Annotated in this window: 15 protein-coding genes, 3 tRNA genes and 1 other RNA gene; 9 read left to right on the top strand and 10 right to left on the bottom strand. The window is 61.9% G+C overall.

Annotated features, from left to right (window positions below; genetic code table 11):
• Positions 1-14: 14 nt before the first annotated feature.
• A complete protein-coding gene (locus tag IPF85_RS07595; RefSeq protein ID WP_343407467.1) occupies positions 15-1,577 on the bottom strand; it encodes a cytochrome bc complex cytochrome b subunit in 1,563 nt (520 codons plus the stop codon).
• Between the two features lie 206 nt (positions 1,578-1,783).
• Positions 1,784-2,407 (bottom strand): Rieske 2Fe-2S domain-containing protein, encoded by a 624-nt coding sequence (locus IPF85_RS07600; RefSeq protein WP_343407468.1) that lies wholly within the window; start codon positions 2,405-2,407, stop codon positions 1,784-1,786.
• A 378-nt stretch (positions 2,408-2,785) separates the two neighbouring features.
• On the opposite strand from IPF85_RS07600, the gene IPF85_RS07605 reads away from it, so the two are divergent.
• Positions 2,786-3,388: a hypothetical protein gene (locus tag IPF85_RS07605; protein ID WP_343407469.1), complete on the top strand. Its 603-nt coding sequence runs from the start codon at positions 2,786-2,788 to the stop codon at positions 3,386-3,388.
• Positions 3,389-3,407: 19 nt separating this feature from the next.
• Here the strand turns inward: IPF85_RS07605 and IPF85_RS07610 are convergent, their stop codons facing one another.
• Both IPF85_RS07610 and IPF85_RS07615 read right to left on the bottom strand, forming a co-directional pair.
• Positions 3,408-4,319 carry a DMT family transporter gene (locus IPF85_RS07610; protein WP_343407470.1) on the bottom strand — a complete coding sequence of 304 codons (912 nt, stop codon included), beginning with the start codon at positions 4,317-4,319 and terminating at the stop codon, positions 3,408-3,410.
• 147 nt (positions 4,320-4,466) lie between these two features.
• Positions 4,467-5,336, bottom strand: coding sequence for a LysM peptidoglycan-binding domain-containing protein (locus tag IPF85_RS07615; protein WP_343407471.1), 870 nt, complete (start codon positions 5,334-5,336; stop codon positions 4,467-4,469).
• 382 nt (positions 5,337-5,718) lie between these two features.
• Between IPF85_RS07615 and IPF85_RS07620 the strand changes: the two genes are divergently transcribed.
• Genes IPF85_RS07620 through IPF85_RS07640 form a run of 5 tightly spaced genes read left to right on the top strand, consistent with a single transcriptional unit; the run spans position 5,719 to position 10,606 of the window.
• A complete protein-coding gene (locus IPF85_RS07620; protein ID WP_343407472.1) occupies positions 5,719-6,792 on the top strand; it encodes an adenylate/guanylate cyclase domain-containing response regulator in 1,074 nt (357 codons plus the stop codon).
• A complete protein-coding gene (locus IPF85_RS07625) occupies positions 6,789-7,355 on the top strand; it encodes a cytochrome c-type biogenesis protein (RefSeq protein ID WP_343407473.1) in 567 nt (188 codons plus the stop codon). The genes IPF85_RS07620 and IPF85_RS07625 overlap by 4 nt, the downstream gene beginning before the upstream one ends.
• Entirely contained in the window at positions 7,348-7,941 is a 594-nt protein-coding gene (locus IPF85_RS07630; RefSeq protein WP_343407474.1) for a TlpA disulfide reductase family protein, read from the top strand. Before IPF85_RS07625 ends, IPF85_RS07630 begins: the two co-directional genes overlap by 8 nt.
• 60 nt (positions 7,942-8,001) lie before the next feature.
• Positions 8,002-9,993, top strand: coding sequence for a heme lyase CcmF/NrfE family subunit (locus IPF85_RS07635; RefSeq protein WP_343407475.1), 1,992 nt, complete (start codon positions 8,002-8,004; stop codon positions 9,991-9,993).
• 10 nt (positions 9,994-10,003) lie between these two features.
• Positions 10,004-10,606, top strand: a complete 603-nt coding sequence (locus IPF85_RS07640) for a zinc ribbon domain-containing protein (protein WP_343407476.1) — start codon at positions 10,004-10,006, stop codon at positions 10,604-10,606.
• Positions 10,607-10,972: 366 nt separating this feature from the next.
• Here the strand turns inward: IPF85_RS07640 and IPF85_RS07645 are convergent, their stop codons facing one another.
• The 3 genes from IPF85_RS07645 to IPF85_RS07655 all read right to left on the bottom strand — a co-directional run bounded on the left by IPF85_RS07645 (position 10,973) and on the right by IPF85_RS07655 (position 14,015).
• A complete protein-coding gene (locus IPF85_RS07645; RefSeq protein ID WP_343407477.1) occupies positions 10,973-11,785 on the bottom strand; it encodes a Crp/Fnr family transcriptional regulator in 813 nt (270 codons plus the stop codon).
• Positions 11,786-11,865: 80 nt separating this feature from the next.
• A complete protein-coding gene (locus tag IPF85_RS07650) occupies positions 11,866-13,548 on the bottom strand; it encodes a von Willebrand factor type A domain-containing protein (RefSeq protein ID WP_343407478.1) in 1,683 nt (560 codons plus the stop codon).
• Positions 13,549-13,790: 242 nt separating this feature from the next.
• Positions 13,791-14,015, bottom strand: coding sequence for a hypothetical protein (locus tag IPF85_RS07655; RefSeq protein WP_343407479.1), 225 nt, complete (start codon positions 14,013-14,015; stop codon positions 13,791-13,793).
• 70 nt (positions 14,016-14,085) lie between these two features.
• On the opposite strand from IPF85_RS07655, the gene IPF85_RS07660 reads away from it, so the two are divergent.
• A tRNA-Ser gene (locus IPF85_RS07660) sits at positions 14,086-14,176 on the top strand.
• A 113-nt stretch (positions 14,177-14,289) separates the two neighbouring features.
• Positions 14,290-14,379: transfer RNA gene (locus tag IPF85_RS07665), tRNA-Ser, on the top strand.
• Positions 14,380-14,434: 55 nt separating this feature from the next.
• Here the strand turns inward: IPF85_RS07665 and IPF85_RS07670 are convergent.
• The gene (locus IPF85_RS07670; protein WP_343407480.1) at positions 14,435-16,237 is read right to left on the bottom strand and encodes a fibronectin type III domain-containing protein; all 1,803 of its coding nucleotides are present in this window, start codon (positions 16,235-16,237) and stop codon (positions 14,435-14,437) included.
• A 98-nt stretch (positions 16,238-16,335) separates the two neighbouring features.
• On the opposite strand from IPF85_RS07670, the gene ffs reads away from it, so the two are divergent.
• Positions 16,336-16,600: signal recognition particle sRNA large type (gene ffs / locus IPF85_RS07675), an RNA gene on the top strand.
• Between the two features lie 118 nt (positions 16,601-16,718).
• Here ffs and IPF85_RS07680 read toward each other — a convergent pair.
• Positions 16,719-19,235 (bottom strand): hypothetical protein, encoded by a 2,517-nt coding sequence (locus tag IPF85_RS07680; protein ID WP_343407481.1) that lies wholly within the window; start codon positions 19,233-19,235, stop codon positions 16,719-16,721.
• 66 nt (positions 19,236-19,301) lie between these two features.
• Positions 19,302-19,373 (bottom strand) — tRNA-Gly (locus IPF85_RS07685).
• Positions 19,374-19,542 lie beyond the last annotated feature (169 nt).

The raw sequence follows: 19,542 nt of genomic DNA on the forward strand, positions 1-19,542 counted from the left end.
GTTTTTCTCCTTGCCTACTCGCCGTAGATCGAATCACGATGCACGTAGATGATCTTTTCGAAGGTGTCTGTCTGTCCTGAGGTCACATTGTCCCACAAGATGCGCATAGTCAACTTCTTCAGACCCTCTTGCCAGTCCTCGATCACGATCACACCGTGGCCGTTGGGCAGTTCTTCAGGCAATTTGCCGATCTCAGTGTTGATCTCATTGAATACCGTAGCGAACTCGCCTTCCTTCGGGTAAGATGCGGGGTCCTCGGTATCGTATTGCCCGACGGGTAGCCCTTCATACATCAAGACGCGCACCGGGCCTACCCCTTCGACCGGGATGAATTCCTGGATCACTTCCTGTGCGGGAACACCGGCCACGCCATATTTCGGCGTGCCCATGTAGGAGAGGATGATCATGACCAGGGCAAACACGACCCCGGCTGACAGGATCAGCTTGCGGTCGCTGGCGCGGCGGCTCGGGTTGAAGTCCACATAGGGTAGAATGGCGAGGCCGCCAAAGACCACGCCGGGCAGAACCACGCCCATCAAGGTTTTGTCGCCGAGTTTGAGCAGGCCCTGAATCCAGAGGAAGTACCAGGGCGCTGTGGTGTGGAAGGGCGTCACCAGGGGGTCTGCATGATGCTCCAGCGGCGCCGTGTACAGGAAGACGCAGTAGACGACCAGTGCCAGGGTCGCGAGGATGGTCAACAGCATTTCATCTATCATGACATCGGGCAGGAAGTAAACACGCTTGTCGGCCGGGACACGCTTACCGGTGTCTTGACCGACCTCCTCTTCACGCGCGGGCAGCGAGATGCCGAAGTGGACCACCTTGTAGTAATGCACGAAGAAGAAGATCAGCAGCAGCGCGGGCACGAAGAGCACGTGCAGCAGGTAGAAACGCAGCAGGCCGGCCGCGCCGATGTCTGGAGCGCCGCGCAAGATCAGGTTGATGGCGTTGCCAACCGCTGGCGGCGGCACAGCTTCGGCCATGCTGGTGCCGATGGTGACGGCCCAGAAGGCCAACTGATCCCACGGCAGCAGATAGCCGCTGAAGCTCAAGAAGAGCGTGGCCAGCAGCAGGATGACACCGGTAAACCAGGTGAATTGGCGTGGTTTCTTGTACGATCCGGTGATGAACGTACGCGCCATATGAAAGATGACGACGATGACCATGGCTTCGGCGCCGGCCCGGTGCAGGTCGCGCATCAGCGAGCCGAGGGGAACATTGCTGAGGATTCTGAGCATGTCCGTATAGGCCGAACGCGGCGTGGGCGCGTAGAAGATCATCAGGAAGATGCCGGTAATCGTCTCCAGCAGGAACAGGAAGGTGCTCAACCAGCCCATGCGGAAGGTATGCGTCAGTTTGGTGACGCTGGCATGATAAAAAGAGGGCTTGATGTGCAGCCAGAAGGCCTCCGAATGCAACTGGAGGCGAGGGTTTGGACGTCCTGGGGGATCACCGCGTAGCATGCCGCGCAGGTCGTTCCAACTGAGACCTGCTGTGAAGCGTGTGATGGCTTCGTCGGCCAGCTCGGCCGCCACAGGGCGGATGCCCTTGCTACGAAGATCCTGCAAAACACTCATAAAGGCTCTCCTTCAAGAGAATGTTCTGAAGAACGATCTCTCAACGATTCGGCAGATTCAGGGCATGCCTGGAGGCAGGCGCCGAGTGCTAAGGAATGAGAATTTTTCAACTGTCCAGTTCCGAGCAAATTCTGAGCATACAGACAGCACCAAAGCGGACACTTATTTAATTCTCATTCCTAACCGCTGAGACAACGAGGAAAAAATTACGATTTTTGGATGGGCGGTGCGCCTGGGGCTGGCGCCTGCTGCTCTCCGCCCGGGATTGGCGTCATACCGGAGCGCATCAGGCGTTTGCCGGTGTCTACCATCACCGTGAAGTTGGGGTCACTCACCTGGACGGCCGCGTCGGACCCGGTGGTTTCGGACACAACATTGCCGGAACCGTCAAGCATTCGAATCGTGAATTGATCCAGGCCACGGGCGGCCGGGCCGCGCATCAAACTGCCATCGAGCCAAAAACGGGAGCCGTGGCAGGGGCACTGGAAACGGTAGTTGAGCGTGTCCCACTCATACAGACATCCGAGGTGCGTACACACTTTGTAGAGTGCCCTCACCCCATCTTCGGTGCGCACCATCCAGAACTTACCGGTGGTGTTGGGCACAGGCGCCGCATTGACTGCGGGCAGCGCCGACGCGGGGCCAAGGTTGAACTCGCCGCCAAATTCACCTGGTTTGAAACGGGGCAGGCCAAAGGCATACGAGGCGACGCCAGATCCGGCCGCCAGCACGCCCAGGGAAGCGCCCCAGGCATACATGAGAAACTCACGACGCGAGACGGCGCCGCTCACCTCAGCGGTCGGCTTCCTGGCTGTTTTGGGTTCTGCCATACCGATCTGAGCCTCCTTCTTCTACTTACTTTTGCTGCTACTTTCTACGAGTTGAGATCTATCGTGATGGCTGCTATGTCAGATTATATCATGATTAACCGATCCTCACAAACTTGCGTGATTCGGAACAAACGCACACGCGGTTCAACGTGTACCCGAACCCGTCCCGGATTGGCCCAAATCCTGCCTCTTGACAGAGCGTCGCGCGCGTGCTATGCTGTCACCGGTCGCAAGCCTGTCCCCCGCCTTCCTAGTTGCCTCCCGCCGCCGGAAGTCCCTGGCGAGAGTGTTTTCTCCCGCCTGCGACCTCCTACAGCAGTCAGGAAAATGTTCCTGACCCCATCCGTTTCGATTGCTGCACGAAAGGAGCCCGTTGTCATGTTGCAAATGAATCAATTGACGAATGAACTTGTGGTGGCCGAGGCGATGGCATCTGAATTGTCCGACTATCTCCTGGATGATCGCCTCTTCCGTCAGATCGTCGTGCAGGGGCCGCTGGGCACACAGCAGCCCAAAATGACCCTGGGCGGGCTGCTCAGCCGCCTGCAGATGCTGCAGTTCCGGGCGGCGGCGCTGGAGCCAGCCGAGCGGTCACGTGTCGAACAGGTAGCGGCGGCCGTTGACCAGGCCCGCCGCACCTATCGGGCGTCGTGGGAGTCCTTTGTGCGCAAGGAGATCAAGAGCAATTTGGACTCCTGGCGTTGGTACATGGACGAGTGCTTCCGGCGCGGTGGCTGTGCCAGCACGTACCCGGCTGAGGTGCGTGCGCGCGTGCGCCTGGCGCTGTTGTTGACGGAGGCGACGGGCGCCGGCTTCGAAATTCTGGCTGAACAGGGCCACCTGCGGCGCCTGGACAGCCAACTGCGCAATGTCTGGCGCGATGGGGCCTTTCTGCTCGATCCCGGGCTGCGCGGCCTCTATCCGGCGGACAGCTTCTGGTGGCTGTATGGCCTGCCCAAGGGAGGCGACGACGATGATTAGGGCGCCAGCCGCCGGTCGTTTAGCCTGTTGGGGTCGCTTGACGGCGCCGCCGCAACCACACGCCTGACTCAGACACCAACATGCCAGTCAGGATCAGTCCACAGCCCACGATCGCGCGCGGTGTCAACTGCTCGCCAATGAGGAGAAAACTGAAGATGGCAGCGAACACCGGTTCGGTGGCAAAAATGAGCGCGGTGTGGGTGGGACTGGTCAGGCGCTGAGCCTTTGTCTGCGCCCAGAAGGCAAACGAGGTGGCCATGACACCGGTAAAAGCGGCCGCAAACCAGACTTGACGGCCCGGCCAGGTAGGCGGGCCGTCCACAGCCAGCGCCACCAGCCAGCTCAGGATGGCGACGCCGGCAATTTGACCAACCGCCAGGGGTACGGCGTCGAAGCGGGGCGCAAAGTGGCCGACGAGCAGAATCTGCGCCGCAAAGGAGATGGCGCAGCCCAGGACGAGCAGATCGCCCGGCGCGATGCTGAGGTCGCCATTCAGCGTCAAGGCGGCCAGGCCCACCGTGGCCAGCGCCACACCGAGCCATGCGCCGGCATGGGGCGGACGCCGCAGGAAGAGCGCCGAACCGAGAGGAACCAGCACCACCGAAATACCGGTGATGAATCCGGCCTTGGCTGGCGTGGTGAAGCGCAGTCCGTAGGTCTGAAAGGCATAGCCGGCAAACAAGGTGACACTGATGAGCAGGCTGGGCAGCAGGACGCGCCGGTAGCGCCCGGGATCTCTGGCGGTGGACAGCGGCCGCAGGAGTAAGGGAAGAAAGACCAGGGTGGCCAGGGTGAAGCGAATGGCGAGAAATGTGACCACGGGAAAGGTCGCCACAGCTTTCTGAACGGTCACGAAGGTGCCGCCCCAGATGGCAGTGACGGCCAGCAGCATGATGTCCGCGTACCAGCCGCGAAAGAGTTTGGTGCTCAAGGCAATGGGTGTCTCACGCGTGATGGGAGATAATCTGAGAACCCGAGCCTGGCCGGGTCAGCCTGTCTCAGGCCAATTGGGCCAGCGCATGAAAACAGCCCGGCCTGCACCGGCCGCGAACCGGTACAGGCTGGGCTGTTGACTGGTTTACCCGTGAATGTTGACGACTGTGCCCACCGGCGCCCAGTTGAACAGCCATTGAGCATCGGCGGTGCGCAGATTGACACAACCGTGGCTCATCGGGCGGCCAAAGTTGTTGTGCCAATAGGCGCCGTGCAGGCCGTAGCCTTTGTGGAAGTACATGGTGTACGGCACGCCAGGCAAGTTATAGCCTGGTCCGGACATGGTGGTAGAGCGGTATTTGACATAAACCTTGAAACGTCCCTGGACGGTCGGCGTGCGCGGCAGGCCGGTGCTGACTAACGCATTGAAGACGGGGCGGCTGCCTTCGTAAGCGGTTAGGCGTTGGGCGCTGAGATCAACATCAATCCAGCGGCCGCTGACAGCAGGGCTGGATGGAGCGCCGCCGCCTGTGGCGCCGCCGCCGGTGCTGCCGCCTGAAATGGCCAGGCGTTGACCGACATAGATCACATTGGGATTGGCGAGGTTGTTGGCCCGCATCAGTCTGGCGACGGTCATGTGGTAGCGGGCCGCGATGGAGGACAGGGTGTCACCGCGACGCACAATGTACGTGCCGGGGGTGGGTGAGGTGGGCGCCGCGGCCGGCGGGCTGACCGCACTGCTACCGCCAGGTATGACCAGGCGTTGACCCACGTAAACGAAATTGGCGTTGCGAATGCCGTTGGCATTCATCAGCGCCTGCACGGTTGTTCCGTAACGCGCCGCAATGCGTCCCAGGGTGTCGCCGGCGCGTACGACGTAGATGGTGCCGCTTGCCTGGGCGGGGCGGCTGACAATTCCTTGACCAGGACTACTGGCTGCCGCCGTGCCGCCGCCCACGAAGGTACTCACGGCCACGATCACGACGATCAATGAAAAACACAAACGACGATGCATGGTTCCTCCTCAATCTCACGCGGTGATGGTATTCACGCCCACGGCATCGTCTTTGGGTTACATTGAGAGAGTTCTGCCGACGTTGCCGGGTGGCAAAAGTACAGGGGATAGACAACTCAACGTTAGTATACCAGAATATGCGGTCATATGCAACCGTGCTGCTTCTAAATTAGCCCGCGTGGGCATGTGGAATAATTTCTACAAGCGAACAGTCCGGCCGCCGGTCTTGTTCGGGGACAAAAACAGGTTGGCATTGCCTTTTCGCTTATGCTATAATTGCCCAGGCTCAACCGAGGGGGGCGCGTGCTGTTCTTACGCAAACATCGGCGATCACACTGAAGACCATGGACAGGGGAGGACCGGGCAGAACCGGGCAGAACAGATGGAAGACCGCTTACGCCACATACTGCTGGTGGATGATGAACCAGAAACATTGCGGCTGCTGCGTAAGGTGGTACAGGCTGAAGGGTATTCCGTGCAAGAGGCCGCGGATGGCGTGGAGGCCTTGAGCATTTATCGCCAGCGTGTACCTGACCTGATGTTGCTGGACATCATCATGCCGCGCCTGGACGGCATGGCCGTGCTGCGTGAAGTCCGCAGCCACAATGCGATTACCGGCATCATCATGGTGAGCGCGCTAACGTCGGAAAAGCTGACGTTGGAGGCAATGCAGGCCGGCGCCGATGACTACGTGAGCAAGCCCTTTCCCCTCAAGGAATTGCGCACGCGCATCAGCCAGGTGATCGAAAAGGTACGCCTGCGCCAGGAGAACGCCCAACTGCAGCGCCGCCTGGATGAAGCGAATGCCCGCATCAAGGCCCTGTTCGAGCGCTACACCTCTGCGCCGGTGGCCGAGCAGTTGATGTCCCAGGCAGAGATGCCGCAACTGGGCGGGGAGATCCAGGAAATCACGGTTCTCTTTGTGGATATTCGCGGCTTCACCCCCCTGGCCGAAGTGCTCGATCCGCGCGAGCTGGTCCAAATCCTGAATACGTACCTGGCGATTGCGGCCGATGCCATGCTCAAGGCTGGCGGCACGGTAGATAAATTTATGGGCGACTCCGCCATGGCGATGTTCAACGCACCGGCGCGCCAACCAGACCATGTCTGGCGCGCGCTGCAGACAGCCGCCGACATTCAGAAGGGGCAGCATGTCTTACGGGAGACCGCGGGCAACCAGGGGCTGAGTTTTGGCATCGGGCTGCACACCGGCAAGGCGCTGGTGGGCAATATCGGCACAGCGCAGTTGATGAACTTCACCGCCATTGGCGACTGCGTCAACGTGGCGCAGCGCCTGCAGGCCATGTCGCACGGCGGCCAGGTCCTCTTGAGCGCAGACTCCTATCGCCATGTGTTTTCCGCGGTGGAAGTGCGCAGCCTGGGCGAAACGCGTGTGCGGGGCCGCAGCGAACCGATCACCGTCTACGAATTCTTAGGCTTCAAGGGTGAGAAATGAGCTTTCGTCTATTTCATTCCTCCCATCCCTCCCATCCCTCCCATCCCTCCCATCCCTCCCATCCCTCTCGCATCCGTCGTTCGTGGCTGCCTGGCGCCCTGTTGGGCCTGTGGCTGGTCGCCATCCTGCTGCTGCCGGGCGCAAGCCTGGCGCAGCAAACCGTCACCACCGAGCAGGTGACGGCCGTGGCCCGTGAACTGTGGTGCCCGCTCTGCAACAGTGTGCGCCTCGACACCTGCGAACTGAAGGCGTGTGAGCAGATGCGCGAAATGATTGCCGAAAAACTGGCGGCCGGCGCCAGCACCGCTGAGATCAAGGCGTACTTCATTCAGCAGTACGGGCCGCAGGTGCTCGGTGAGCCGCCGCGCCAGGGCTTCAACTGGCTGGCCTGGGTCGTTCCCTTTGCCGCGCTCGCCCTCGCCGGGGCCTGGGTCTTCTACGCCCTGCGCCGTTGGACGCGGCGCCCGCTCACGGCTGTTGCCCGCGTGACGCCCGCGCCGCTTGACGATCTGCCCGTGGAGCAGTTACAACGCTTACAAGAGGAGTTGCGCAAGATTGACTAACTCATCGCTCGAACCTGCTGTCTCGCCCGAGCCGCCTTCCAATAGCCAGGCCGTGCGCTGGGCGGTGATTGCCATCGCCGTCCTGTTCGTGGCGTTCTTTGCCTATGCCCTGGTAGCCAAGCGCGAGGCCCCGCGTCCCTCGGCCGGCGCCGCGCCCGACTTCTCCCTTTCGCTCTTCGCGGATTACCGCGGTGTGTTTGGCGACACGCTCAGCCTGGCCGACCTCGAAGGCAAAGTCGTGGTCCTCAATTTTTGGGCCAGTTGGTGCGACCCGTGCAAGGAAGAAGCGGCAACCCTGCAGAAGGCTTCTGTTGATTACGCCAACCGCGGCGTCGTTTTCGTTGGCGTGGATTACCTGGATCAGGAACCTGTCGCACTGCGTTACCTGAAAGAGTACGAGATTACCTACGCCAACGGCCCGGACCTGGCCAGCCAGATTGCCCGGCGCTACCGCATTCAGGGCGTACCCGAAACCTTCTTTATCAGGGCTGACGGCACGGTGGATTGGTTCAAGATCGGCCCCTTGTCCGCAGGCGAACTGAACAACTGCCTGGATCAGTTGACCTCCGGCGGTAGCTGTAAATAACCCCGCTGTTGACAGGCGTAAGACCTGTCTTGTCCTGCCCCATTTCAAGGAGAGATGCGCATGTTGCTAGATTTGGGCTTTCCCGTGCTTGCCCTGGCGCTTGTTGTGGCCCTCGTCGGTATTGTCCTGGCCATGATCGGTGCGCGGCGTGACGACCTGGCCCTCGTTGCCAGCGCACGTAATGCCGTGTTGGCCGTCGCGGCATTGGTGTTGCTGGCCGCTGTCTTACTTTGGATCGCGCTGCTGACCGATCAATTCCAATTCGAATATGTGGCCAGTCACGTTGAACGCGACCTTTCGCCCTTCTATAAATTCTCGGCGCTGTGGGGCGGACAGGCCGGGTCACTGCTCTTCTGGACGCTCATCCTGTCTGGCTATTCAGCCTTCGCCATGATTGGCTTCCGCAACCAGCACCGCCAGTTGATGCCGTACGTCATCGCCACGCTGCTGACCACGTCGGCCTTCTTCCTGGTCATCGTGATCTTCGCGGCCAACCCGTTCAAGAAATTGGGTTTCATGCCCGCCGATGGCACCGGCCTCAATCCCCTTCTGCAAAACTACTGGATGGTGATCCATCCCATCGGCCTCTATCTGGGCTACGTGGGCATGGCCGTGCCCTTTGCCTTTGCTGTGGCCGCGCTGGCCGCTAAACAGCTTGGCAACACCTGGATTAGCTCGATTCGCCGCTGGACGCTTGTCCCCTGGCTCTTCCTGTCGCTCGGCATCCTGATGGGGAGCCAGTGGGCCTACATCGAGTTGGGCTGGGGTGGCTACTGGGCCTGGGACGCTGTCGAAAATGCCAGCCTCCTGCCCTGGCTGACCGCGACAGCCTTTCTCCATTCGATCGTCATTCAGGAGCGCCGTGGCATGCTCAAGGTTTGGAACCTTGTCCTTGTCTTTCTGACCTATGAACTGGTGCTCATCGGCACGTTCATCACCCGCAGCGGCGTCATCGAGTCGGTGCATGCGTTTGCCCTCAGCAACGTCGGCCCGCTCTTCCTGGGCTTCATCGCCCTGTCCATCTTCGGCTTCCTGTGGTTGTTGCTCGATCGTCTGCCATTGCTGCGCAGCGACAATGAGCTTGACTCCATGCTCAGCCGCGAGTCGGGCTTTTTGTTCAACAATGTGGTGTTTGTGGGCATCGCGTTTGCCACCTTTTTCGGTACTACCTTTCCCATGTTCTCCGAACTGCTGACCGGCAACAAAATATCGGTGGCCGCACCGTGGTTCAATAAAGTCAACGGTCCGATCTTCGTCGTCCTGTTGATCCTGATGGGCGCGGGGCCGCTGCTCGGCTGGCGTCGTTCCACCAAGGAGACCCTGCGCAAAAACTTCCAGTGGCCGCTCCTGGCGACGGCGGTGGTACCGCTGCTCCTGTTTGTCCTCGGCCTGCGCGACGCGTTGCCGCTCGTCGGCTTCGCGCTATGCACCTTCGTGCTGGCAACCATCCTGCAGGAGTTTGTCCGCGGCGCGTCTGCGCGGCGCCGCATCACCGGCGAAGCGTGGCCGCGCGCGCTGGTCAACCTGACCCAGAAGAATCAGCGCCGCTATGGTGGCTACATCGTACACCTGGGCATCATCATGATGGCGCTCGGCATCATCGGCAACAGCTTCTTTCAACTGGAAACACAGGGCACCCTCAAGCCTGGCGAAAGCCTGACGATCAAGAACTATGTCGTGACCTACAACGGCCTGCGCCAAATTCAGCAGCCCACCCACACCCAGGTGTTCGCGCCTCTGCAGGTTACCCGTAACGGCCAGCCCATCGGCGTGGTGCAGCCGCGGAAAAACCTGTACTTCAAGACGCCGGATCAGCCCACAAGTGAAGTGGGCCTGCGCATCTTCCCCACCGAGGATCTGTACGCAGTGCTGGCGGGTTGGGACAGCAATGGCGACACGGCCTCCTTCAAGCTGTTCGTCAACCCACTGATGGTCTTCCTGTGGATTGGGGGCCTTGTGCTTGCCCTGGGCACCCTGGTCGCTCTTTGGCCCCATACGGTTGCTGTGCGCAGCGCGGCTGTGGCGGCCGCGGCGCAGCCCAAGCACGCGTAGGAGATTGGCCTTGATCACTGCAATCGTGATGGTACTCATTGTGGTGGCTGTCATCGCCGCCGTGGCCTGGCCGTTGGCCAGTACAGCCCGTTCGCAGACGCTGATGGTCAGCGCGGACGTTCTGGCTGAATGGACGGCGCAGCGCGACATGGCGCTCAAAGCCATCAAGGACCTGGAGTTTGATTATCAGACAGGCAAGGTGTCGGCTGCTGATTATCCTGTCTATGACCGGCGGCTGCGCGAACAGGCGCTGCAGGCCATGCACAGGCTCGACACCTATCTGGCCGAACAACGGGCCGCGGTTCTGGACACGGAGCTGGAAGCCGAAATTGCCGCGTTGCACCGCCCGCCGGGGGTAAGCCCTGGCCGGAACACCGCCGCAGATTTGGAACAGGGGCTGGAAGCCGAAATTGCCGCGTTGCACCGCCCGCCGGGGGTAAGCCCTGGCCGGAACACCGCCGCAGATTTGGAACAGGGGCTGGAAGCGGAAATCGCCGCCCTGCACAGCGTCGCTCCACGCCCTGCGGCTGCGGCACAGCGTTTCTGCGTGCAGTGCGGGCAGGCGCTGCGCCCCACCGACCGCTTCTGCGGCTCGTGCGGCGCCGCCGTCTGATGTGAGGAGACTCCACGTTCGTCAACAAGAAGGACGCAGCACAAGGCTGCGTCCTTTTTTATTTTTTGCCTGACAAAGCAAATGCCCGGCGTTCCCCAACACCGGGCATTCACCGAAAGGAGGTACCGATGAACAGGCAGGTGCCTAACCGACTGAGCCGGGTCATTCACAATCAGAACAACCCATCAACCGCGAATCACAACTGACTTCAAGCCCCCCACTGCTCGTCGCCGGCTGCGTAATACGATTCTGATCCATGTGTATTCGACAGCTTCAAATCCCAACTCACCGGCATGTGAATCATATCACAAACATCGGCGTTTGTCAAGAGCTGTATGTACGAATTTTCACAGGAGAATCAGGCCCTTACCATTTTTCGGCCACGACACGGAGTTCGGACACATTGGTAAGAACGACGCGACCGCGCAGCGTGGTGATGAGGCCCTGCCGGCGCAGGTTACTCATGACGCGAATGGCGCTTTCAACGGTGGTGCCGGTCATGTCGGCCACATCCTGGCGTGTGAGTGGAATGTCAATGGTCAGGCCTTCGGGTGTGACGCGGCCGGTGGCATTGGCGAGCTTGAGCAACACGCGGGCGATGCGCTGCTCAACGCGGTCCACCGCCAGGCTGCGCACCAGGTCAGTGGTATTGCGCAAGCGGCGGCTCAGTTCGCTGATGACGGCCATGGAGAGGGCGTGATGGCGCTGGACCAATTCGAAGAAGTCGCGACGGGCCATGGTCACCACCGCTGTATCTTCCAGGCATTGGGCGGTGGTGTCATAGGGGGCGCCATCCAGAACGGCCATTTCGCCGAACATGTGACCCGGCCCAATGACATCGAGCACCACATCGCGGCCTTGTTCGGAATGGCGAAGCAGTTTGATCTGGCCGATCCAAACGATAAAAAGTGCTTCGGGAGGATCGCCCTCGAAGCAGACATACGAATCTTTGGGGTAACAATGTCCACTCAGCAGCTCAGCAACCGCTTCCCAATCAGAAGAGGGGAGTGAGTTAAACAGGGGCACAGTGCGCGTCACCTGGACCATATTGAACTGGAATTTATCCATCGCCTGCTCACGTCCCTCAGCGCCGGTTGTGCATTGTGCCTTCTTGTTGACAGCGCGCCGATTATACCACGGTCGTTGATGGTGAGCAAGCACCGATTGCGAGAGCGTCATGGGCGGGACGCGACTTGCGTCTCTTACGCCGAAGTCCGGTGCAAGAGACGCAAGGGTGAGCGGGGCGCGGTGGAGGATCTTTAGCGCTGCAGGGCGGCGGCCCGATTGACCAGATCGAGGAAATCGTTCACTTGTTCGTCTTGCGGCAAATCATCCGTCAGGCGGCGCACCAACGCCTGGACATCGCTCATGCGACTTTCCTTTGACCAGTAGGATTGGCGCAAAATCTCGGCATATTCGGCCACCGCGGCGGCCAATTGGAACATCGGCGAGGCCGCCTCGAAACGCGCCTGGAAGTCCTCGCCGGCCAGCGCGGCATCTTGTTCGACGACCTCACCGCTGGTCGGGTCCTGGTAGCGGATGCGAGCCATCAGCGCCTGATCCGCGGGCGGAGCGCCATCATGGAACTTGATCTCGTACAGCGCGGTGACGCTGTGCCCGGCGCCGACTTCACCGGCATCCACCTTGTCATTGCGGAAGTCCTGGTCCGCAACGTCGCGATTTTCGTAGCCCAGCAGGCGGTAGCGGCTGACCACCTGGGGGTTGAATTCGACCTGCATCTTGGCGTCCCTGGCGATCGTTTGCAGCGTGCCGGTCAGGTTCTCAACGAAGATGCGCCGCGCCTCTTCCAGCGTGTCCACGTAGGCGTAATTGCCGTTGCCTTTGTCGGCCAACTGTTCCATCATGACATCGTTGAAGTTGCCCATGCCAAAGCCCACCGTGGACAGGGCGATGTTGCGCCGCGCGAAACGCTCGATGGTCGCCAGAATCTCGTCGGCGCCGGTCACGCCCACGTTGGCTACACCGTCCGAGCAGAGGATCAGGCGATTGATTTCGCCCTCGCGATAGGCCTCGCTGGCGACCTGATAGGCCATCTGCAGGCCCGCTGCCGCATTGGTTGCGCCTTCCGGCTCCAGGCGATCAATCGCCTCCAGGATCGTTTCGGAGTTGGATGCGCGGGTGGGCGGCAGCACCATGCGCGCGTCACTGCCATAGACGACAATGGCGACACGATCGCTGCTGCGCAGCTCGTTGACCAGCAGATGCAGCGCCCGTTTGACCATCCCCAGGCGGTTTTCGGCGGCCATCGAGCCAGAAACGTCAATCACGAAGGTCAGCATCGCGTCCTGGCGCTGCTCGGTGTTGATGTGCCGCCCCTGCACGCCGATCTTGACCAGCCAATACTTGTCGCCGCCAAAGGGCGACGGCGCTCCTTCCAGGTGAAGGCTAAACGCCCCTTCTTCGGGGTCCGCGTAGCGCCAGTCGAAGTAGTTGATCACCTCTTCGACGCGCACGGCATCCTTGTCCGGCCAGTTGCCATCGCGGAGGAAGCGGCGGATGACCGTGTAGGAGGCGGTGTCCACATCCAGGGCAAAGGTAGAGAGATGGTCGTCCTCGGTGTCAATGAACGGGTTGGTGCCATAGTTCTCGAAGAAGGTGGCATCGTACGGCTCGCCGTTGACGGTGGTGTTGCCGCCGGTGGAGCAGCACGGTGTGCCGGGCACTGGCGCTTGGGCAGCCGCGATGATAGTTGGGGCTGCCAGTATCTCTTCCCGCAGCACAACGGTCGCTTCGGCTATTCTGGTGACGGGAACGGAGGTAGACGCATCGGAGGTAGAGGGGATGGAGGTGGCGGCCGGCGCGCAGGCGCTGACCAGGACCGCCAGTAGGGCAAACAAGGTGGCGACCGAAATCGCCGTGGACAGGCGGCGGATGCCGCGACGACGCAGAGCATGGGTAGAGAACAAGCGACGCGTGAACATGGTAGATTCTTCTCCTGGTTGCAGTCGGGCGACAGTCCCCATCGGGGCGGCTGCGCCAGATTTTGGGCCTGACTCAGTGGCGGTCACCGCTGCCCCTGACGCCGAACGGGGCAGCGTTCGGCGTCAGTCCACCAACGGCGCTTTGGTCGAGCCAGTGTTGCCTGGTGGCGGTGATCGGAGTGAGGCAGGGGTCGTTGCAGTGCTGCGTCCTGTGGACGCAGTCATTCAGGAGAAGGTTCCAATCAGTTCAGCCGCGACTTGACGCGGCGCACCCAACGATTGGTGATGAAGAGCAGGACGAAGCCGCCCAAGAAGCCGGCGCCGATCTGCTCGTTGAGACCAGCGCCCACCAGCCAGGCCAGCGCGCTGCCAATCACCATGCCTACCAGGTAGATGATAATCCAAAAGAGGGAGTTGTAGATGCGTCGGCCGGCCGACATTGGGGTTGGTTGTGGTGCTTTGGTCACGATGAGTTCCTTTTTTGTCCCTGATGCTTTTGCGACAAGCCTGGGGCTGTGATATAATCTGCCCGCTTGGGGAGAGGTCGCATAGTTCGGTTGAGTGCGCGCGTCTCGAAAACGCGTAGGGCTAATCACCCTCGAGGGTTCGAATCCCTCCCTCTCCGCCATTCCTGGGGCGGCGCATGGTTGTCACCGTGCGCCGCCCCCTCTTGGCCGACAATTTTATTTGGCCAAACCTGCTGCGCCTGCTATAATCGGATGTGCGACCCATAGATCGCTTGGAGAGGTCGCATAGCTTGGCTTAGTGCGCGCGCCTGGAAAGCGCGTAGGGCCTTATTGGTCCTCGAGGGTTCAAATCCCTCCCTCTCCGCCTATCGAACAGCCTGCACCCAAAACACGGGGCGCAGGCTGTTCTGCATTCAGGTTCAGCAATGATAATCCCAGTTGGCGTTCACGCGCATGATGTCAATCATGTCAATGACGCCGCTGCCATCGAGATCGAAGCGGCCGTCCCAACCGGGATCACTGCTGGTCTGTAGCCAGCGCTCGCTGATGGCGATGATGTCCGCAAGGTCAATCACCCCGTTGCCGTTGAAATCGCCACAGCCAGGGCACAGCGGCGCTGTGTACGCGCTCCAGATGGCATTTTGCTGGGCGGCGTGAGCTGGGGTGAAGGTGCGCACCCGGAAGCAGTAGGCCGCGCCGGGGGTGAGGTCCGTCACCGTGAGGGCGCCGATCGTCTTGTCGCTCGTGGTGGCGGTCATGGGGTAGGCGCCGCTGATGAGCAAGCCATAGCTGACCTCGTAGAATCCGCCGTCGCCCTGATAGAGGATCGGCGTCCAGGTCATGATGGCGCTGGTGCTCAGCGGTTGCGTCAACTGGACATTGGTGGGAGAGACGGTCTGTGTCTGCGCCCACTGTGGGTCTTTCGACGCGAGGAAGGGCAGGGCGCCCGCTTCTGCCCCCAGGGCATTGAAGCCGGTGTCGAGCCGCGACAATTGGGTCAGGCTGACGATGGTGGCCGGGATGTTGGCTGCAAGCTGGTTGGCCTGCAGGTACAGGTTCTGCAGTTGAGTGAGTTGGCCGATTTGGGGCGGCAGCGCCCCCTCAAGGCGGTTGGCTGACAGCGCGAGGTTGTGCAGGGCCGTGAGATTGCCGATCTGACTGGGAATGGAACCTGAGATGTGATTGGAGCCAAGATAAAGATTCTGAAGCGCGGCCAGGTTGCCCAGTTCGGGCGGAAGCGAGCCGCCCAGGTCATTATTGGTGGCGGACAAGGTGCGCAGCAGGGGCAGGTTGCCAATGGACGCTGGAATGGCGCCGGTCAAATCGTTGTTGAAGATTTCGATGGTGTCCAGCTCAGACATGTTGCCCAGGCTGATCGGCAGCGTCCCGGTGAGCTGATTGCTGTTGAGCAGGAGTGAATGCAGGTGAGTGAGATTGCTCAACTCGGCCGGAACGTCGCCCACAAATTGGTTGATGCCGAGGCTGAGGACTTCCAGCAGGGTCAGGTTGCCCAGGGCGGTGGGCAGGGCGCCGGTCATCTGGTTGTGGCCGAGGTCCAGGGTGCGCAGGTTGGTCAGGTTGCCGATGGAGACCGGGATGGCGCCTTGAATCAGGTTGGACGAAAGGTCGAACAGCCTGAGCGAGGTCAACTGACCGATGGTGGACGGCAGCGTGCCGCTGATGCGGTTGCTGCTCAGGTCCAGGTTTTGTAGATCAACCAGGTTGCCGATTGTTGGCGTAATCGTGCCGGTAAGCCCGCCGCTGGACGAACGCCCCAGGTAGAGGTTTTGCAGCTCTGTCAGGTTCCAGAGTTGATCGGGCAAGGCGCCGCCCAGGTTGTTGAAGCTGAGATCAAGCTCCACCAGGTAGGGCAGGTTGCCCAGTTCGGCCGGCAGGGCGCCGTGCAGCCCGTTGAAACCGAGTGAAACGACGATGACATGCCCGCCGCTGCAAAGGATGCCGGTCCAATCATCGCAGGGGGCGGTGCTGGTGAGCCAACCGAAGTTGTCGAACCAGTTAGGACCATCGGTGCTGTTGTAAAGGGCGGTCAGCGCCTCACATTCAGTCAGGGGGATGCCGGTGACCGTGTCACAGAATGCGGCGGGAGCGGCGGTTGCGGCCGCACGGCCGGGCTTGAGCAAGAAAAACAGCCCCAGGATGAGCAGGCTGGTCAGCAGCGAGGCTTGGGCGAAACGCGCCAGTATGCGCCTCTGATTCGTCATGATGTTGCTCCATTTTGTTGATTTAAGGAATTCCCGGCCCCGTCTGAGGCCGCGATAGTGTTTGACAAAGCGTTCCTAATCGGGTAAGATGCGTGTGGTCGTGCTAGACGGGGCGCTAGCGGTGCCTTGAACCCGAAATCCGCTCCAGGCGGGGTTGAATTCCCCTTTGAGGGCCTTCGTCGTGCGGGGACTGCGGGGCCGGGCAGCGTTGATGGTTGGGTCCTGTGCGGCGGGAGCCTGTGAATTGTGTCAGGACCGAAAGGTAGCAGCACTAAGCGGTATCTCCCGGGTGCCACGGGGTCGCCTGGCCTGAGCCAGCCAGTACCAGTAAGCTCGTATGGCCGTTCGAGGAGGGGTGCACGACCAGCACTTGTGAAGACTTCGGGTGAGTTATCATCCGAAGTCTTTTTTTGTCTGTCAACGCACCCCTTTGTTGCGCTCACAGTCGTTGCCTTGCGGTCAAAGTCCTGGCTTTTCCTCGTCACGGCCGTACTTCCACGTTTTTGATGACGGTAAAATCGCACGTCGTCCACGGCAGCATACCGCAAGGGGTGCGCAGGCGCTGGCTATCGTCAGCGCGCTGGATCCCCACCACCAGGCGGTAGACCCCGCCCGGAAGGTCGTGCGGGGTGTGCAGGGCATAACGGTCGCGCACTAATTCTCCGGCCAGCCACTGCGACGTGGGATAGCGCCCTGCCAGGGGCTGCGCCTCCAGACTCGCGGCGACGCGGTCATCAGCCGCCAGCAATTGTACCACAACTACCAGGTTCACCAGGTCCGCCAGGTCCGCCAATGAAGGCCGCACCGGCGCCTGGCCGGCTTGCCAGAGGATCTCCAGCGGGATCGCGTCGCCAGGGCTGATGATTGTGGCCGGCGAACTGGCCGTCACCAGGGCCAGTGGGCCGAAGTCCGCCAGCGCCGGCCTTTGGGTTGGCTGGGCGCGGGCGACGATGGTCAGATCGCCCAGGGGCAGGGAGGCGGCGCCGGCGTCGGTCGTGAGCGGCTGGCCGCTGGCGGGGTCGTAGGGGATGACGGCCAGGCGGTACGCGCCGGGCGCTGTTCCCGGGGGGATGGCAAGGCGTAGCGGAAGGGGCAGGATCTCGCCTGCCTCCACGGAGCGCAGGTCACGCTGATTGCCGCCCACTGGCTCATCGGCCTGCGCCCACACCTCGCCAGCCTGATCGAGTAAACGCAGCGAAAGCGCCAGCGCCTGACCGGGCTGATCAGCGGCGCGCTGCAAGGTCAGGCTGGCGCTGATGGTCTGCCCGGCGGTCAGCACGGGCGCAGCCTGCATGACGCCGGCCACTTGCAGCCAGTTGCCTACCTGCCAGCGGGCAGCGGTTCGATCCACGGCGATCTGGCGGCTCCAGAAGCCCTGCACGCGCAGGTTGGCTTCGCCGCTGAAGACATCGTCCTCGAACAGGCGCCAATCTGTCAGCGCGTTGCGCACGCGGCCGGCGGGGTCGGTGACGGTGTCATAGATGCGGTAGTGCCACAGGCGCGGGGCGGCGGCGGCGAGGGCTTGCAGGCGGCTGACCATCGAAGCGGCCGGCATGGCGTAGAAATCGGCGGCCGGGTCGCCCCAACCGAGGCTGGCCGGCCCGTCAACGCTGCCGGTTTGCAGGATGATGGCGCCGTTGGCGCCGATCAGACTGGCGGCGGCGGCCGGGGTGAAGTCGGTCAGGCGGCCGCGCCAGGCAATGGGCTGATCCCAGTAGGTGAGGAGCGCGGTGTAGGCGTAGCCGGCGTTGACCAGGATCAGATCACCGGGGCGCCAGCGATCGGCCAGGAAACGCACCGCGGCCCGGTGATCGTCGGCGCGGAAGTCGGGATCGCGCCAGGCGCGCTGCAATGAGAGCGTGCTGAGCACGAGCAGGCCGGCGCAGGCAAGAACGGCCAAGATTCGGCCGCCCCGTACACGCCAACGCCACAGGTTGACGAGACCCAGGGCCAGGAGCAGGGTGAACGGCGGCGCGTAGGTGAAGACGTAGCGCACATGGTAGAGGGGGGTGCGCAGGACAGAAACCAGGTAGATGATGGCGACAGGCAGGAAGGTGTACGCCAGCAGCCAGGGGACCGCGGGCGCGGGCGCTGCATCCTGTCGTCGTAGCGGCCGCAGGCCGCCGTGAGCTGTCCCGGCCAGCGCCGCCAGCAACAGCAGCGCCACGATGCCCAGGCCCAGGCTGGCCAGGGTGGATGGGAGCGCTTGCCCAAATCCCAGGGCCAACAGACTCTCGCGCAGCAGGGGCAGCGGCGGGGTGAAGCTGCGCCAGGGAGGCACAGGCGGGTTGGTGATCTGACGCCAGGCCAGCGGCAGCCAGGGCGCGTAGGCCAGCAGCAGCGCCAGGTGGGTCAGCAGCCAGGGGCGCCAGGGCAGGTGTTGGCCGCGCCCGGCGCGGGTAGCGATGAGCAGCAGGTTGATGGTGAGGAGCAGGAAGACGAAGTAGTAGAGGGTGTAGAGGCCGGCGGCGGCGGCCAGGCCGTAGTAGAGCCAGGCGCGGGCGGGTGACCGTCGCGGTGAGGCGCCGGCGGCCGCGTGGGCAGGCAGGGTGCGCCGCAGGTTCCAGGCGGCGAGCAGGCCAAGCGCCGCGGCCAGGGTATACATGCGCACTTCCTGGCTGTACCAGACGTGGAAGGGCGACAGGGCTTGCAGGATGACCGCGCCAGCAGCGACTGCGATGGGCAGGCGTGCATGTCGGCCCAGGATGAAGGTGAGCGGCAGCAGGAGCATACCCGCGACGAGAGAGAAGAAGGCGCTGACGAACTCCGGCGCGGGCGTGGCCGGCAGCAGTTGCAGCCACGCGGCCAGCAGCAGGTAGTAGCCCGGAGGATGAATGTCGCGGCCGGTGTGGGCCAATAACTCGCCGAGCGGTGCGCGGGCCAGGGTCAGGCTGACCGTTTCGTCATACCAAAGGCTCTGTGAGCCAAGCTGATGGAGACGCAGGGCAAAGGCCAGCCAGAGGGCCAGCAGGAGGACAAGTCGCGTACGCTGATTCATGAAAGCCTGGTGATTGTGCGCACTGCAAAGAAAAACTCCAGTGATTCTTTCGACTGGAGTTTTGTGAGCGGGTGGTGGGATTCGGACCCACGACTCACTACTTGGGAAGCAGTTGCGCTACCCCTGCGCTACACCCGCAACGAGTGCAATTATACCATGCCGGGTTGGTTCGGGCAAATGGCGTCGAGAGCGCGCAGCAACCCCAAACGCAACCGCATGTTTCACCGCGGAGGTCGCAGAGAGTGCAGAGGAATCAGCAGTTCCCAATGTGGTCGGGTTATTGACCACAAAAACACAGGTTGGTGGG

Source organism: Candidatus Amarolinea dominans, from assembly GCF_016704685.1.
Taxonomy (GTDB): domain Bacteria; phylum Chloroflexota; class Anaerolineae; order SSC4; family Amarolineaceae; genus Amarolinea; species Amarolinea dominans.